Source organism: Stenotrophomonas sp. YJH_SMC_21, from assembly GCF_059369555.1.
This window is the reverse complement of sequence record NZ_JCAFSU010000004.1, coordinates 269,508-283,360: the sequence shown is the minus strand read 5'-3', so window position 1 is coordinate 283,360 and position 13,853 is coordinate 269,508. Positions and strand designations below refer to the sequence as shown.

The window sequence follows — 13,853 nt, the reverse complement described above, 5'->3', positions numbered from 1 at the left end:
TAGCAAAGGCTGGATGAGAAGGTACGGTGCTCAGCGCAGCATCTGCTGCAGGGCACCGGCAATATCGGTAAAGGCGCCGTTGAGATCCGGGCCGGGCGTAGCGTTCGCGCGTGCCAGCGGGCGGCCCTGCGCGGCGACGATGATCTTCAGTGAGCGCAGCAGACGGGCTGCGGCTTCGGCCTGTGGATGCCCCTCGCGCTGGGCGCGCAGCAGCGCCTGCACTGCCGGGTTGTCGAGATTGAGGTACAGCCGCGACGGCGCGCGCGACTCGATGCGTGCGGTGAACTGCCGGGCCAGGCGCAGCGCGGCCATCGACACGCGCTTGTCGTTCTCGTCGTCTTCCAGGCGCTGCTTCAGCTCGGCTTCGCGGTCGGGCACCACCACCACCGGCAGCGACTCGGGGCTGAAGCGTGCCGGCAGCAACTGTTCGCCGTCGCCCAGCTGCTCGCGCAGCCATGCCAGCTGCGCCTCGTCGAGGCTGTCATCGCTTCGGAACAGTGCACGGTTACCCTGCTCGGTCCCCAGTTCAACCAGGCGCAGGCCCTTGGCCTGGGCCCAGCGACGCAGGAACGGCACGACTGCATAGCGGTGGCCATGCGCGACCGGTACCCCCATCGCGCGGAACAGCATCTCCTCGAAGCCACCGCCATTGTCGAGAATCACATGCACGGCACCACGCGCCGGCAGCGCACTGGCCGGCAGGTCGCCCTGCGAAGTCGGCACGCGCACGTGCTCCAACAGCAGGTCGAACAGGCGGTCATCGCACAGCGCCGCGCCCAGCAAGGCCTCATTATGGCGCGTGAGAACGCGTCGCCAGGCTTCCGGCTGCTGCCGTGCGACGTCGGCCAGGCCATCAATCAGCGCCTCCAGCAGCGCGTGCTGCACGGCCCGGTACTGGTCATCGCGCTGCAGGTCTTCGCGGCTGGCGGTGGGCGTCAGCCGCGAGGATTCGATCACCCCGCCGATGAAACCGGCCCACGGCGGCAGCAGGTCGCGCGCATCGTCGTCCAGCAGCATGCCGCGCACGAACACCGAAAGATTGCGGTTGTCACTGGTGCCGTAGGTAGCGCCATCCTGGACCCACAACAGGCCGGTGGCATCGCTGTCGCCATCCGCGCGCAGTGGCACGGTGACGATCGGCTCGAAATCGTGCTCGAAGCGCGCAGCGAACTGCAGCGCCTGGCGACGCGCCTGCACCGGATGCACGACGACGTCACCCTGGCTGCGCCACGGCGGCGGCTCGGGGTTGAGCGCCTCGGCCGCAGCACCAATGAAGATCGGCTCGGACAGCAGCGCGCAATAGCGGCCCAGCACCTCGTGCAGGCGCGCCTCGTTGGCCAGCGGCAGGAAATCCGGATGCAGCTCCAGTTCCACCTCGGTGCCAACCGCGCGCGCCGGCATTTCGCTGACGGTGTACTGCTCGGCATTGCTGGACACGTACAGATGACCCAGTTCCGGCGTCTGGTACGAGGTGGTACGCACGCTGACCCTGCGCGCCAGCACGAAGGCCGACAGGAACCCGAGGCCGAACATGCCGATCAGGCCTTCATCGTCCTCCCCGCCCTGGCGCAGGCCCCGGGTGTAGCCGACGCCCACGGTAGCCAGGTAGTCATGGATTTCCTGGCGGGTCAGGCCGGCACCGGTATCGGTGATGCGCAGCACGCCGGCAGCGGCATCGACCTGCACCGAGATGCGCGACGGCACTTCGATGCCAGGCTGCTCGATGCGGCGACGGATGATCGAGTCATGCGCGTTCTGCACCAGCTCACGCAGCGCCACCACCGGGGTGGAATACAGGTGCTTGCCCAGCACCGTCATCAATCCATTGAGATCGACCCCTGCGCGACGGATTTCGGCGTTGGGGGCGGTGAGCGTGGTGTCCTGCATGTAATCGTTTACTCCTGGGCACGGAAAGACGCCAGAGGGCGCCTTCGTCGAGCGGGAAAAACTAGCACAGGCAGGCTGACCGTTGCCGTATACGACGCTTGTAGAGGCAGAGCCCCGCGCATCACGCCGCGTCGATGGCCTCGGACAGGCGCTCCACCGCGATCACTTCCATGCCCTTCACCGAACCGCCCTTGGGCGCGTTGGCCTTGGGCACGATGGCGCGCTTGAAACCATGGGTGGCCGCCTCGCGCAGGCGGTCCTCGCCGTTGGGCACCGGGCGGATCTCGCCGGACAGGCCAACCTCGCCAAAGGCAATCGTCTTTTCCGCCAGCGGCCGGTCCTGCAGCGAGGACAGCACCGCCAGCAGCACCGGCAGGTCGGCCGCGGTCTCCTGTACGCGGATACCCCCGACCACATTGACGAACACGTCCTGGTCGCCGACCAGCACGCCGCCGTGACGGTGCAGCACGGCCAGCAACATGGCCAGGCGGTTCTGCTCCAGGCCGACCGCGACACGGCGCGGGTTCGACAGCGGCGATGCATCGACCAGTGCCTGCACCTCCACCAGCAGGGGCCTCGTGCCCTCGCGGGTGACCATCACGCAGCTGCCCGGCTGATGGGTGCTGCCGCCGGACAGGAAGATGGCCGATGGATTGGAGACTTCCTTCAGGCCCTTGTCCCCCATCGCGAACACGCCCAGTTCGTTGACCGCACCGAAGCGGTTCTTGAACGCGCGCAGCAAACGGAAGCGGCTGCCGCTCTCGCCTTCGAAGTACAGCACCGCATCGACCATGTGTTCGAGCACGCGCGGGCCGGCGATGCCGCCCTCCTTGGTCACGTGGCCGACCAGGAACACGGCGGTGCCGGTCTCCTTGGCGAAACGCACCAGCCGCGCCGCGCTCTCGCGCACCTGGCTGACCGAACCCGGCGCGGCGGTCAGGCTCTCGGTCCACAGGGTCTGCACCGAATCGGCCACGATCAGCCGCGGGCCCGCCCTGGAGGCATGCTGCAGGATCGACTCGACGCCGGTCTCGGCCAGCGCGTTGACCCCATCCAGTGGCAGTTCCAGCCGGTGCGCACGACCGGCCACCTGCGCCAGCGACTCCTCGCCGGTGACGTACAGCACCGGCAGTTCGGCCGCCATCTTTGCCACTGCCTGCAGCAGCAGGGTCGACTTGCCGATGCCCGGGTCACCGCCGACCAGCACCACCGCGCCCTCGACCAGGCCACCGCCGAGCACGCGGTCGAACTCGCCGATGCCGGTGCTGACCCGGCGGTGCTCGGTCTGCTCCACGTCCTTCAGCGCGGTGATCTTCGGCGGATCGATCTTGCCCGCCCAACCCGCCCGGCGCGACGCCGGCGCCTTGGCCGCCGCCGCGCTCTCCAGCACGATTTCCGACAGCGAGTTCCAGGCGTTGCACTCGGTGCACTGGCCCTGCCACTTGCTGAATTCGGCGCCGCATTCATTGCAGACGTAGGCGGTGCGGGCTTTGGCCATCGGATGATTTCCAGCAACGGGAACAGGCGTGGCAGGATAGCCGAGCCGGGTCGCAGGTGCTGCGACCGCTCAAGTCCCGCCTGCCCGCGCCGATAGCTGTCGCGGGCGTGCGCCTTGCGGGCGCCCCCTCCCTCCCCCTCTGGATTCAACATGACTGGCAGTTACAGTCAGAGCCTGGTCGCCATCTCCCTGCTGGTGGCCATTCTTGCTTCGTACACGGCGCTGGACATGGCCGGCCGCCTGGCCACCGCCGAGGGCCGCGTGGCCCGCTGGTGGCTGGCCGGCGGCGCGGCGGCGATGGGCCTGGGTATCTGGTCGATGCATTTCATCGGCATGCTGGCCTTCGACCTGCCGATTCCGGTCGGCTACGACCTCGGCATCACCCTGTACTCGCTGGCCGTGTCGATCGGCGCCTCGGCCTATGCGCTGTGGCTGGTGTCGCGGTCCAGCCTGCCCTGGCGACGTCTGCTGGCCGGCGCCGTGCTGATGGGCCTGGGCATTGCCACCATGCACTACCTGGGCATGGCCGCGATGCGCATGCAGCCGGGCATCGACTATCACCCGGGCTGGTTCGCTGCCTCCATCGCGGTTGCCATCGGCGCCGCCGGTGCGGCGCTGTGGATTGCCTTCCGCCTGCGTGCCGAGCAGCGCAACACCACGCGCCTGCGCCTGCTCGCCTCACTGGTGATGGGCCTGGCCATCGTCGGCATGCACTACACCGGCATGGCCGCGGCGCGCTTCCCGGAGGGCAGCATCTGCGGCGCGGTCGGCAGCGGCGGCATCGACACGCGTTGGCTGGCGGTGCTGGTGATCGTCACCACGGTGGCGACCCTGGGCATCGCCCTGGTGGCCTCGCTGTTCGACCGGCAGATGCGCGTGCGCACCGGGCTGCTGGCCGATTCACTGGCACACGCCAACGACAGGCTGATCCAGGCCGCCCTGCACGACCCGCTGACCCAGCTGCCCAACCGCATGCTGCTGCAGGACCGCATCGAGCAGGCCATCGAGAAGGCGCGGCGGCGCAACCAAGCGGTGGCGGTGATGTTCTGCGACCTGGACGGCTTCAAGGCGGTCAATGATGCGTACGGACACCAGCTGGGAGATCGCCTGCTGGTGGCGGTGGCGCAGCGTATCGGCGGCCTGCTGCGGCCACAGGACACCTTCGCCCGCCTCGGCGGCGACGAGTTCGTGATCGTGCTGGCCATCGATGTTCCCGACGATGCAGTGGTGGTCGCCGAGCGGATCATCGCGGCGGCGGGCGAACCGTTCCTGCTGGATGCAGCCGAGCTGCAGGTCAGCGCCAGCCTGGGCATCGCCCTGTATCCGGCTGATGCCGGCAACGAGCGCGAGCTGATGGCACACGCCGATGCGGCGATGTACCACACCAAGGAGACCGGCCGGAACGGCTATACGTTCTTCACCCCCTCGATGCAGCTCAGTGCCAACCGCCAGCTGCGCCTGCTGCAGGACCTGCGCAAGGCCATCGCCCGCGACGAGCTGGTGCTGCACTACCAGCCCAAGTTCCCTGCCGCCGGCGCACCGGCCACCGGCGCCGAAGCGCTGCTGCGCTGGCAGCATCCCGAGCTGGGCCTGCTGGCGCCGGATGTGTTCATTCCCATCGCCGAACGCAGCGGTCTGATCCTGCCGATCGGTGACTGGGTACTGGACCGTGCCTGTGCACAGCTGCGCGCGTGGCACGATGCCGGACATTCCGAATGGTCGATGGCGGTGAACCTGTCACCGTTGCAGTTCGCCTCGCCGGCGCTGCTGGACAGTGTGCGCGAAGTGCTGCAACGGCACCGCATCGAGCCGGCGTGCCTGACCCTGGAGATCACCGAGACCACGGCGATGAAGGACGTGGACGCCAGCCTGGCGATTCTCAACGACCTGACCGCGATGGGCGTGCACATTGCCATCGACGACTTCGGCACGGGCTATTCCAGCCTGCTCTACCTGAAGCGCATGCCCGCCACCGAACTGAAGATCGACCGCGCGTTCGTGCACGATCTGGAATGCAATGAAGAGGATGCCGCCATCGTCTCGTCGATCATCGCGCTGGGGCGCACCCTGCAGCTGCAGGTGGTGGCAGAGGGCGTGGAGACGCAGGCACAGCGCGAGTACCTGAGCGAACTGGGGTGTGATCAATTGCAGGGTTACCACCTGGGCCGACCAATGGACGCCGAGGAGTTCCTGCGCCGGGTGGGGTGAGACCCCATCCACGCATGGCGTGGATCTCCTGGTAGAGCCGGCCGCTGGCCGGCTTCCCGCAATTGCCGGCCAGCGGCCGGCACTACCACCATGTGCCGGCCATGCCAGGCGGGATGAGGCCGATGGCCTTGGGGTCGGATCCCTTGCTGCAGGCAAGGATTCAGACCCCATCCACGCATGGCGTGGATCTCCTGGTAGAGCCGGCCGCTGGCCGGCTTCCCGCAACTGCCGGCCAGCGGCCGGCACTACCCCCCTGTGCCGGCCATGCCGGGTGGGATGAGGCCGATGGCTTTGGGGTCGGATCCCTGGCCGCAGGCAAGGGCTCTGACCCCATCCACGCATGGCGTGGATCCTGGTAGAGCCGGCCGCTGGCCGGCTTCCCGTAATTGCCGGCCAGCGGCCGGCACTACCACCGCGCGTGCCATTCCCGGCGGGCGCGACAAACAAAAAAGGCCGCCCGAGGGCGGCCTTTCTGCGTGGCAACGTCGCGCGGACGTCAGTGCATCATGTGCACGTTCATGTTGTGCATGACCCACAGGGTACCGACCACGATGATGCCGATCACCACCACGGTGAAGGCCGCAGCGTTGACGTTCCAGCGGCTTTCCGAAGAACGGTCCAGGTGCAGGAAGAACACCAGGTGGACCAGCATCTGCAGCACCGCGGTGATGGCGATGACCACACCGTTGACGGTGCGCGAGAAATCACCCGACATCACCATCCAGAACGGGATGACGGTCAGCACCACCGCCAGCACGAAGCCGATCAGGTACGACTTCACGGTGCCATGGCTTTCGCCGCCGGTGCCGTGGTCGTGTGCATGGTTGTCATGTGCCATTACAGGGCTCCATTGAGATAGACGACGGAGAACACGCCGATCCAGATCAGGTCCAGGAAGTGCCAGAACAGGCTCAGGCACGCCATGCGGGTCTTGTTGGTCGGGGTCAGGCCGTACTTCTTCAGCTGCACGAACATCACCAGCAGCCACAGCAGGCCGGCGCTGACGTGCAGGCCGTGGGTACCGACCAGGGCGAAGAACGCCGACAGGAAGGCACTGCGGTCCGGACCGTAGCCCTGGTGGATCAGGTGCTGGAACTCCCACACTTCCATGCACATGAAGCCGAAGCCCAGCAGCCAGGTGATGCCCAGCCACAGGTACATCTGGCCCATCTGCTTGCGGTGCATGGCGATCATGCCCAGGCCGAAGGTCAGCGAGGAGGTCAGCAGCAGCGCGGTTTCCCATGCCACGAACGGCAGTTCGAACAGGTCCTTCGCGGTGGGGCCACCATCGGTGCCGCCTGCCAGCACCACGTAGGTGGCGAACAGCGAGGCGAAGATGAGGCAGTCGCTCATCAGGTACACCCAGAAACCGAAGACGGTGTTGCCGCCGGTGTCGTGGTGCTCGTGGTCGTCATGGCCATGGGCCGCCGCATGCGCGGCGTGCCCGTGGCTCAGGGTCGAGGTATTGGTGCTCATGCCTTCAGCTCCGACTTCACCAGGCCCTGGGCTTCCAGGTGCTTGCGGTGTTCGTTCTCGATGCGTTCCACCTCGGCGGCCGGGACCCAGTAGTCCACGTCCTGGTCGAAGGTGCGGTAGATGAACGTGGCGATCATGCCGACGAAGCCGACGATGGCCAGCCACCAGATGTGCCAGATCATCGCGAAGCCGAACACCAGGCTGAAGGCACCGATGACAACGCCTGTGCCGGTGTTGCGCGGCATGTGGATGTCGGTGTACTTGGCCGGCTTCGGCCAGGCTTCACCACGCTGCTTGCGCTCCCAGAAATCGTCCAGTTCGGTGACTTCCGGCAGGGTGCCGAAGTTGTAGAAGGCCGGCGGCGAAGAGGTTTCCCACTCCAGCGTACGGGCATCCCACGGGTCGCCGGTCAGGTCGACGGTCTTCTTGCGGTCGCGGATCGACACGGCCACCTGGATGATCTGGCACAGGATGCCGGCACCCACGATGAAGGCACCTGCGGCGGCGATCAGCAGCAGCGGCTCGTAGGCCGGGTTGACGGTGCTCTGCAGGCGACGGGTCATGCCCATGAAGCCCAGCACGTACATCGGCATGAAGGTCACGTAGAAGCCGATGAACCAGCACCAGAACGCGCACTTGCCCCAGAACTCATTGAGGCGGAAGCCGAACATCTTCGGCCACCAGTAGGTGATGCCGGCGAACATGCCGAACACCACGCCGCCGATGATGACGTTGTGGAAGTGGGCGATCAGGAACAGGCTGTTGTGCAGCACGAAGTCGATGGCCGGGATCGCCAGCATCACGCCGGTCATGCCGCCGATGACGAAGGTGACCATGAAGCCGATGGTCCACAGCACCGGGGTGGTGAAGTGCACGCGGCCGCGGAACATGGTGAACAGCCAGTTGAAGATCTTCACGCCGGTCGGGATCGAGATGATCATCGTCGTGATGCCGAAGAAGGCATTGACGTTGGCACCCGAGCCCATGGTGAAGAAGTGGTGCAGCCACACGATGAACGACAGCACGCCGATGCAGGCGGTGGCGTAGACCATGCCCTTGTAGCCGAACAGCGCCTTGCGCGAGAAGGTCGCGATGACTTCGGAGAACACACCGAACGCCGGCAGGACCAGGATGTACACCTCCGGGTGGCCCCAGATCCAGATCAGGTTGATGTACAGCATGGCGTTGCCGCCACCGTCATTGGTGAAGAAGTGCGTACCCAGGTAACGGTCCAGGGTCAGCAGCACCAGGGTGATGGTCAGCACCGGGAAGGCAGCGACGATCAGCACGTTGGTCACCAGGGCGGTCCAGGTGAACACCGGCATCTGCATCAGCTTCATGCTGGGGGTACGCATCTTCAGGATGGTGATGAAGAAGTTGATACCGCTCAGCGTGGTACCCAGGCCTGCGACCTGTAGACCCCAGATGTAGTAGTCCATGCCGACGCTTGGACTGTATTCGATGCCCGACAACGGTGGGAACGCCAGCCAGCCGGTGGCAGCGAACTCACCGATCCACAGCGACAGCATGATCAGCACAGCGCCCGACACGAACAGCCAGAAGCTGAGCGAGTTGACGAACGGGAACGCGACGTCGCGCGCACCGATCTGCAGCGGCACGGCCAGGTTCATCAGGCCGGTGATCAGCGGCATCGCCACGAAGAAGATCATGATCACGCCGTGGGCGGTGAAGATCTGGTCGTAGTGGTGCGGCGGCAGGTAACCCTCGGACCCGCCGACGGCGAGCGCCTGCTGGGTACGCATCATGATGGCGTCGGAGAAGCCGCGCAGCAGCATGACGAAGGCGACGATGAGGTACATCACGCCGATCTTCTTGTGATCCACCGAGGTGAACCACTCCTTCCACAGATAGCCCCACAGCTTGAACTTGGTGATCAGGGCCATGACGCCCAGGCCACCCAGCACCGCGCCGACCAGGGTGGTCAGCACGATCGGATCGTGGGGGATCGACTCAAGAGAGAGTTTTCCCAACATGTTCATTCTCCCGAACCCGCGTGGCCAGCATGGCCAGCGTGTTCGTGTTCGGTGGCATCCAGGTTTTCACCCGATTCCTTGGAATCATGCGCGTCACTGGGGGCATGCCCCTCGTGCGCTTCATGGCTGGCGGCATCGGCAGCGGCGGCACCGGCGTGCGAGTGCTTCATGCCGTAATGCTTGTTGTCGCCCATGTGCTTGGCGATGACCCAGTCGAACAGGCCTTCTTCGGTCTTGCCGAAGTAGGTGACCGGATACCACTCGGCGTTGCGTGCTTCACCCAGGGCCTTGAACGAGGCCTTGTCCAGGGTCTGCTCACCGGCACGGACCTGGTCCAGCCACTGACGGTATTCGGCATCGGTGACCGAGTAGGCGGTGAAGTGCATCTTGGCAAAGCCTGCGCCGCTGTAGTGCGAGGACATGCCCGGGAATTCACCGGTCTCGTTGGCGATCAGGTGGAGCTTGGTCTCCATCGCAGCCATCGAGTAGATCATGCTGCCCAGGTGCGGGATGAAGAAGGCATTCATCACCGAATCGGACGTGATCTTGAAGTTCAGCGGCGTGTTGACCGGGAACTTGATTTCGTTGACGACCGCCACCTTCTCTTCCGGATAGATGAACAGCCACTTCCAGTCCAGCGAGATCGCCTCGATGGTGACCGGCTTGACGTCCGATTCCAGCGGACGATACGGGTCCAGCGCGTGCGACGAACGCCAGGTCAGGACCGCCAGCACCAGCACGATCATGCAGGGAATGGACCACACCACCACCTCGATCGCCGTCGAGTGGGACCACTTCGGCTCGTAACGGGCCTTGGTGTTGGAGGCGCGATACTTCCACGCGAAGGTCAGGGTCATGATGATGACCGGGATGACGACCAGCAGCATGAGCACGGTGGCCGTGATCAGCAGGGTCTTCTCATCCTGGCCGATCTGGCCCTTCGGACTGAGGATGGCCACGGCATCGCAGCCGGTGAGCATCACCAGCAACGACAGCAGCAGGCCCGGGCGCAACCAGCGCCCAAGGGTTTTCAACGGAATCATCGGTCGATCCAATTGCGAGGGAATGCCGTTCCCCGTCCTGCCTGTTCCGGCCAAAGCCGGTCCCACCGGTCCGGAAGACAGGTAGGGAGGTGGGTCGAGTCAGCCTTTCAATTTTAGGCCGTCACCCACCATTTAAGAAAGGCATTGACATTGATCGAGCGCAGGAAAGGCCCGATTCTGGCTGCGACACGTTGTCGCACCGCGCGGACGTGACGGGGCGCATGACCCAGGGCGGCATTCCGGCCCTGGACGTACGCGGGCCGTTCGCCCTCGTTCGGCAAAGTCACCTGAATCGGTTCAGGCGTGCTGACGGGGGCCTGGCATGGGATGCTCGGCACAGGAGGAAGACCCCGATGGACAAGATCGACTTCAAGAAGCGCGACCGGGCACTCTATCACCCGCCCGCCGGCCAGTTCGTACCGGTCGATGTACCGTCCCTGCCCTACCTGATGGTCGATGGTCGCGGCGACCCGAACACCGCCCCGGCCTACCTGCAGGCGGTGCAATGGCTGTACTCGGTGAGCTATGCACTGAAGTTCGCCCTGAAGGCCGGGGGGCAGGACTACGTGGTGCCACCGCTGGAGGCGCTTTGGACCGCCGAGGATCCGTCGAGCTTTGTGGCACGCCGCAAGGATGAGTGGAGGTGGACGGCGATGATCCGCACGCCGGATGGGATCAGTCCAGCGCAGTTGGAGGCTGCCATTGCCAAGGCGGCGAAGAAACTGGGCGAGGTTCCGGCCAGCCTTCGCCACGAAATTCTCGAAGAAGGTCTCTGCCTGCAAACGCTTCACGTAGGCGCCTACGATGACGAGGGTCCGGCCCTGGCCCATCTGCACGACGAACTGATGCCCGCACTGGGTTACACCTTTGCCGGCCCCCATCATGAGATCTACCTGAGCGACCCGCGCAGGACCGACGCGGCGCGGTTGAAGACCGTGCTGCGGCAGCCCGTCCGCGCGGAATGACCGCCTGCGAGCACCGCTCTGACAAGGAGCAGAAGATTCATGCCCCTGATTGATCGTTTACTGCGCTGGACCACCCTGCCCACCGGGCGCCGCGCCTTCGCGCTGCTGTGCAGCGTGTTGTTGCTTGTACTGGCCTGCAATCCCGACCTGCTGCCGCTGCTGTCGCTGATCGATGCACTGGGGATGGATGTGGTGGTGTTGCTGCTGGCTGCACAGGTAACGGTGGTACTGCCCTGGCTGCGGGAACACACCGGGCGATGGTTCCGGCTGGCCATGCGGATCGCGGCCGGGGTGCTGGCCGGGGTGATCGGCGGCTATCTGCGGCAACTGGTGATGCTCGTGCTCATCAGATCCGGCACCTGCTGCGCTATATATAGGGCTTGATCCTCCGGGCCTGCAGGGAAGACATGAAACAGCTCGCTATCACGCTCGGTGCACTGCTGCTGTCCGGCAGCGCATGGGCCGATACACACCAGACCGGAAAAATCACCAAACTGGTTGTCAAATCCACGTTCGTTTCCGTGTGGCTGGAAGGCCAGCCCACCAACAACGAGTGTGCTTCCGACGGGCGCTGGACAATCGATCTGGCCAGCGACAAATCCGGACGGGAAAAGTACGCGGCCATCCTGTCGGCGGCGTCATCGCGGACACCGATCGGCTTCCACGCACTCACCAGCGAAGGTTGCGGCGTGTTCGGAGCAAAGAAGATCTACTATTTCGATCTTGCTTATTAAGGCAGCACTCCGCGCAGACGTGCTGCTCAGCGCTTCGGGGCTGGATCTGCGATGCAGACCTTCTCCCCAAGGCGCAGAGTTCTGCCGTCCCCGTGCCCTGCGGGTGAACGATCAAGCGGCCAGAAGCAGACACTGATACCGGAAAGGTCATTGCCATAGTCTTCGGGGATGCCGGTCATGGCAATGCCCATGACTTCATTCCAGCCCGGCGCGCCACACTTCAGGCAAGCTGCCGCGCTCGCCTTGGCTTTGCCTGGTGTCCATCGCGCGGGCGGAAGGCCCATTCGCCCAGCTTTCCATTCGACATACCGGGAATGGAAGCCAATTGAAAATCCACGCCCCATGTCCACCGTTGTCGTCGAGGCGTCTGCGGGAACCGTCGATTCAACCCGGATCGTCACCGGCCGGTCGGGCAACGTGGCTCCGACCTCAATGCAGTAGGTCGGCGCGCAGGCCTGCGGCACAGAGACAGGTGGCGCAGCGGATGCTGCAGCCGGCAGCGAGGCGGCCAGAATGACGACTGAAGAAGCAATCCGCATGATCATTTCCTCTTGTCGTCCTCGATGAGGGTCTTCAACACCTGCTCGCTGCCGTTGCTGTTTCAGCAGGTTGACCGGGCTCATTCAATCCAGACGTTGGAAATCGAATGTGACCTTCCTGGTGCAGCGGGATGGGACCGGAGGGAAACGCCACTTCGCCACGGCAACCAAGGCTGCGCGCTCATAAGCAGCATTGTCGACCCTCCCCCGGTCCAGCGCTTCAAACTGTGACCGCGTGATGACGGGATTTGTCACCCGCCCATCCTCTTCAACGACGACGGTCGCCACGACAGAGCCACGCACCTGCATCTCAGTCGCGGCGGGAACGACCGGCGCAATGGACTCCACCGGACTGCTTGCCGCCTGGCAAGGCCCAGGGAGCTCCTCACCGGCGCGACATGAGGCACTGGACAAGGCCAACGCAAGCATCAGAACGCGGTTCATTCAACACTCCCGATTGCTGGTGGGGGAGCAGACATTAACCGTGCCGTTCGTGTCGCTGTAGCTCTTCCGGGCAGGCTCCCCCAGCTCACGCGCGGCCCGGGTCTCCACCCCCGTAGCCCGCGCCTCCTCCGAAGATACGCCGACTCGGATCTGCATCACGCCGTTGCTCTCCGAGTTGGACTGTGGCGCAACAAGCGAAGCCTGGAAAGCGGACAATGCAACCCGATCATGCTGGGCAGCATGGCTCACCTCGTGACCGCCCCCCAGAGCAGGAGACTGGATCTCCCCGGAGGATTTGACGCGAAGTCCAGAGGTGACATCAATGCTGATGATTCTTTTGTTCTCGTCATATCCAAAATCACCATTGCGATTGAACTGTATGGTGTAGGTCTCATCGGATAGGAGAATCTGCTTCAGTTCAGAGCTGATGGTTTCTGACTTCATCCAATGGTTGAGCACGGCAGCACCATCACGCAGCGTCGCTCCGCCTTCAAATGCGTACTTGACGATTCGCCCATCTGGATCCGTGAACCTGTAAGGATTCCCGTTCGCATACCTATACCGGTTGAACTGCCCCACCGGCTGCTCATACGCCGTGACCGGATCAACCGACAGGAACACACCCAACTGCGGATCCATGTAGCGCTGCTGCATGTAGATCAGGCCCGTTGCCGAGTCGCTCACATGCCCGGTATACCCCGGCCCGTCCGTGACCTGACCACCGACCACGGCCCCGTAGGGCTCGTAGTCATAGCGCTTGATCACATTGCCGTTGGCATCGCTCTCAGCCACGACCGAGCCCAAGGCGTCCGTGTGGATGTAGGTGACTGTCGTCTGGGCGATTGCGGATGGCGACAGGCCAAGGCCGATCAGCAGCACGCAGGACAGCCAGGCGCCTGTTGCCCCCAGCTTGCGAATTCGATCTCCACATCTCCTGAAGCGGGTAAACACGCCGCCTGCAGTTCCCCCGAACCTGCGCATCCTTCCAATCTCTGAAAGAGCCTTGAAGCAAGGCTGGGTATTCATAGCACAGGAATGACCGGCTGCAGTTGCCAGGTCAGGAAC

The 13,853-nt window shown here is 64.6% G+C and carries 13 protein-coding genes; 4 read left to right on the top strand and 9 right to left on the bottom strand.

The features are described 5' to 3' along the window. Window positions 1-30: 30 nt before the first annotated feature. Window positions 31-1,887: an ATP-binding protein gene (locus AC5P67_RS08875; RefSeq protein ID WP_012479525.1), complete on the bottom strand. Its 1,857-nt coding sequence runs from the start codon at window positions 1,885-1,887 to the stop codon at window positions 31-33. A gap of 121 nt (window positions 1,888-2,008) precedes the next feature. Continuing rightward, window positions 2,009-3,385, bottom strand: a complete 1,377-nt coding sequence (gene radA / locus AC5P67_RS08870; RefSeq protein WP_005408586.1) for a DNA repair protein RadA — start codon at window positions 3,383-3,385, stop codon at window positions 2,009-2,011. A 150-nt stretch (window positions 3,386-3,535) separates the two neighbouring features. On the opposite strand from radA, the gene AC5P67_RS08865 reads away from it, so the two are divergent. Next, window positions 3,536-5,593 carry a putative bifunctional diguanylate cyclase/phosphodiesterase gene (locus tag AC5P67_RS08865; protein WP_005412645.1) on the top strand — a complete coding sequence of 686 codons (2,058 nt, stop codon included), beginning with the start codon at window positions 3,536-3,538 and terminating at the stop codon, window positions 5,591-5,593. A 496-nt stretch (window positions 5,594-6,089) separates the two neighbouring features. Here the strand turns inward: AC5P67_RS08865 and cyoD are convergent, their stop codons facing one another. The 4 genes from cyoD to cyoA are packed head-to-tail and all read right to left on the bottom strand — an operon-like array spanning window position 6,090 to window position 10,106. Beyond that, a complete protein-coding gene (gene cyoD / locus AC5P67_RS08860) occupies window positions 6,090-6,431 on the bottom strand; it encodes a cytochrome o ubiquinol oxidase subunit IV (RefSeq protein ID WP_005408584.1) in 342 nt (113 codons plus the stop codon). Next, window positions 6,431-7,069 (bottom strand): cytochrome o ubiquinol oxidase subunit III, encoded by a 639-nt coding sequence (gene cyoC / locus AC5P67_RS08855; RefSeq protein WP_005408583.1) that lies wholly within the window; start codon window positions 7,067-7,069, stop codon window positions 6,431-6,433. Before cyoC ends, cyoD begins: the two co-directional genes overlap by 1 nt. After that, window positions 7,066-9,063: a cytochrome o ubiquinol oxidase subunit I gene (gene cyoB, locus AC5P67_RS08850; RefSeq protein WP_005408582.1), complete on the bottom strand. Its 1,998-nt coding sequence runs from the start codon at window positions 9,061-9,063 to the stop codon at window positions 7,066-7,068. The genes cyoC and cyoB overlap by 4 nt, the downstream gene beginning before the upstream one ends. Window positions 9,064-9,065: 2 nt before the next feature. Continuing rightward, a complete protein-coding gene (gene cyoA / locus AC5P67_RS08845) occupies window positions 9,066-10,106 on the bottom strand; it encodes a ubiquinol oxidase subunit II (RefSeq protein ID WP_005408581.1) in 1,041 nt (346 codons plus the stop codon). Window positions 10,107-10,459: 353 nt separating this feature from the next. Between cyoA and AC5P67_RS08840 the strand changes: the two genes are divergently transcribed. Genes AC5P67_RS08840 through AC5P67_RS08830 form a run of 3 tightly spaced genes read left to right on the top strand, consistent with a single transcriptional unit; the run spans window position 10,460 to window position 11,805 of the window. After that, on the top strand, window positions 10,460-11,071 hold the full coding sequence (locus tag AC5P67_RS08840) for a GyrI-like domain-containing protein (RefSeq protein WP_495214566.1): 612 nt from the start codon (window positions 10,460-10,462) through the stop codon (window positions 11,069-11,071). A gap of 39 nt (window positions 11,072-11,110) precedes the next feature. Next, window positions 11,111-11,455: a hypothetical protein gene (locus AC5P67_RS08835; protein WP_065183103.1), complete on the top strand. Its 345-nt coding sequence runs from the start codon at window positions 11,111-11,113 to the stop codon at window positions 11,453-11,455. A 23-nt stretch (window positions 11,456-11,478) separates the two neighbouring features. Beyond that, complete coding sequence (locus AC5P67_RS08830; RefSeq protein ID WP_495214564.1) at window positions 11,479-11,805, top strand: hypothetical protein; 327 nt, start codon at window positions 11,479-11,481, stop codon at window positions 11,803-11,805. Window positions 11,806-11,831: 26 nt separating this feature from the next. On the opposite strand, the gene AC5P67_RS08825 is transcribed toward AC5P67_RS08830, so the two are convergent. From AC5P67_RS08825 to AC5P67_RS08815, 3 genes are read right to left on the bottom strand one after another with little or no spacing between them, the layout of a single operon-like run. Further along, window positions 11,832-12,428, bottom strand: a complete 597-nt coding sequence (locus AC5P67_RS08825; protein WP_232092448.1) for a hypothetical protein — start codon at window positions 12,426-12,428, stop codon at window positions 11,832-11,834. Then, window positions 12,429-12,773: a TonB family protein gene (locus tag AC5P67_RS08820; protein WP_061201628.1), complete on the bottom strand. Its 345-nt coding sequence runs from the start codon at window positions 12,771-12,773 to the stop codon at window positions 12,429-12,431. Window positions 12,774-12,788: 15 nt separating this feature from the next. After that, entirely contained in the window at window positions 12,789-13,739 is a 951-nt protein-coding gene (locus AC5P67_RS08815; RefSeq protein ID WP_495214563.1) for an RHS repeat-associated core domain-containing protein, read from the bottom strand. Between the last annotated feature and the right edge of the window lie 114 nt (window positions 13,740-13,853).

What these genes read in the sequence shown, in the direction of transcription:
- AC5P67_RS08875 (WP_012479525.1), bottom strand. Translation starts at nt 1,887, where the DNA reads ATGCAGGACACCACGCTCACCGCCCCCAACGCCGAAATCCGTCGCGCA.
- radA (WP_005408586.1), bottom strand. Translation starts at nt 3,385, where the DNA reads ATGGCCAAAGCCCGCACCGCCTACGTCTGCAATGAATGCGGCGCCGAA.
- AC5P67_RS08865 (WP_005412645.1), top strand. Translation starts at nt 3,536, where the DNA reads ATGACTGGCAGTTACAGTCAGAGCCTGGTCGCCATCTCCCTGCTGGTG.
- cyoD (WP_005408584.1), bottom strand. Translation starts at nt 6,431, where the DNA reads ATGGCACATGACAACCATGCACACGACCACGGCACCGGCGGCGAAAGC.
- cyoC (WP_005408583.1), bottom strand. Translation starts at nt 7,069, where the DNA reads ATGAGCACCAATACCTCGACCCTGAGCCACGGGCACGCCGCGCATGCG.
- cyoB (WP_005408582.1), bottom strand. Translation starts at nt 9,063, where the DNA reads ATGTTGGGAAAACTCTCTCTTGAGTCGATCCCCCACGATCCGATCGTG.
- cyoA (WP_005408581.1), bottom strand. Translation starts at nt 10,106, where the DNA reads ATGATTCCGTTGAAAACCCTTGGGCGCTGGTTGCGCCCGGGCCTGCTG.
- AC5P67_RS08840 (WP_495214566.1), top strand. Translation starts at nt 10,460, where the DNA reads ATGGACAAGATCGACTTCAAGAAGCGCGACCGGGCACTCTATCACCCG.
- AC5P67_RS08835 (WP_065183103.1), top strand. Translation starts at nt 11,111, where the DNA reads ATGCCCCTGATTGATCGTTTACTGCGCTGGACCACCCTGCCCACCGGG.
- AC5P67_RS08830 (WP_495214564.1), top strand. Translation starts at nt 11,479, where the DNA reads ATGAAACAGCTCGCTATCACGCTCGGTGCACTGCTGCTGTCCGGCAGC.
- AC5P67_RS08825 (WP_232092448.1), bottom strand. Translation starts at nt 12,428, where the DNA reads ATGAGCCCGGTCAACCTGCTGAAACAGCAACGGCAGCGAGCAGGTGTT.
- AC5P67_RS08820 (WP_061201628.1), bottom strand. Translation starts at nt 12,773, where the DNA reads ATGCTTGCGTTGGCCTTGTCCAGTGCCTCATGTCGCGCCGGTGAGGAG.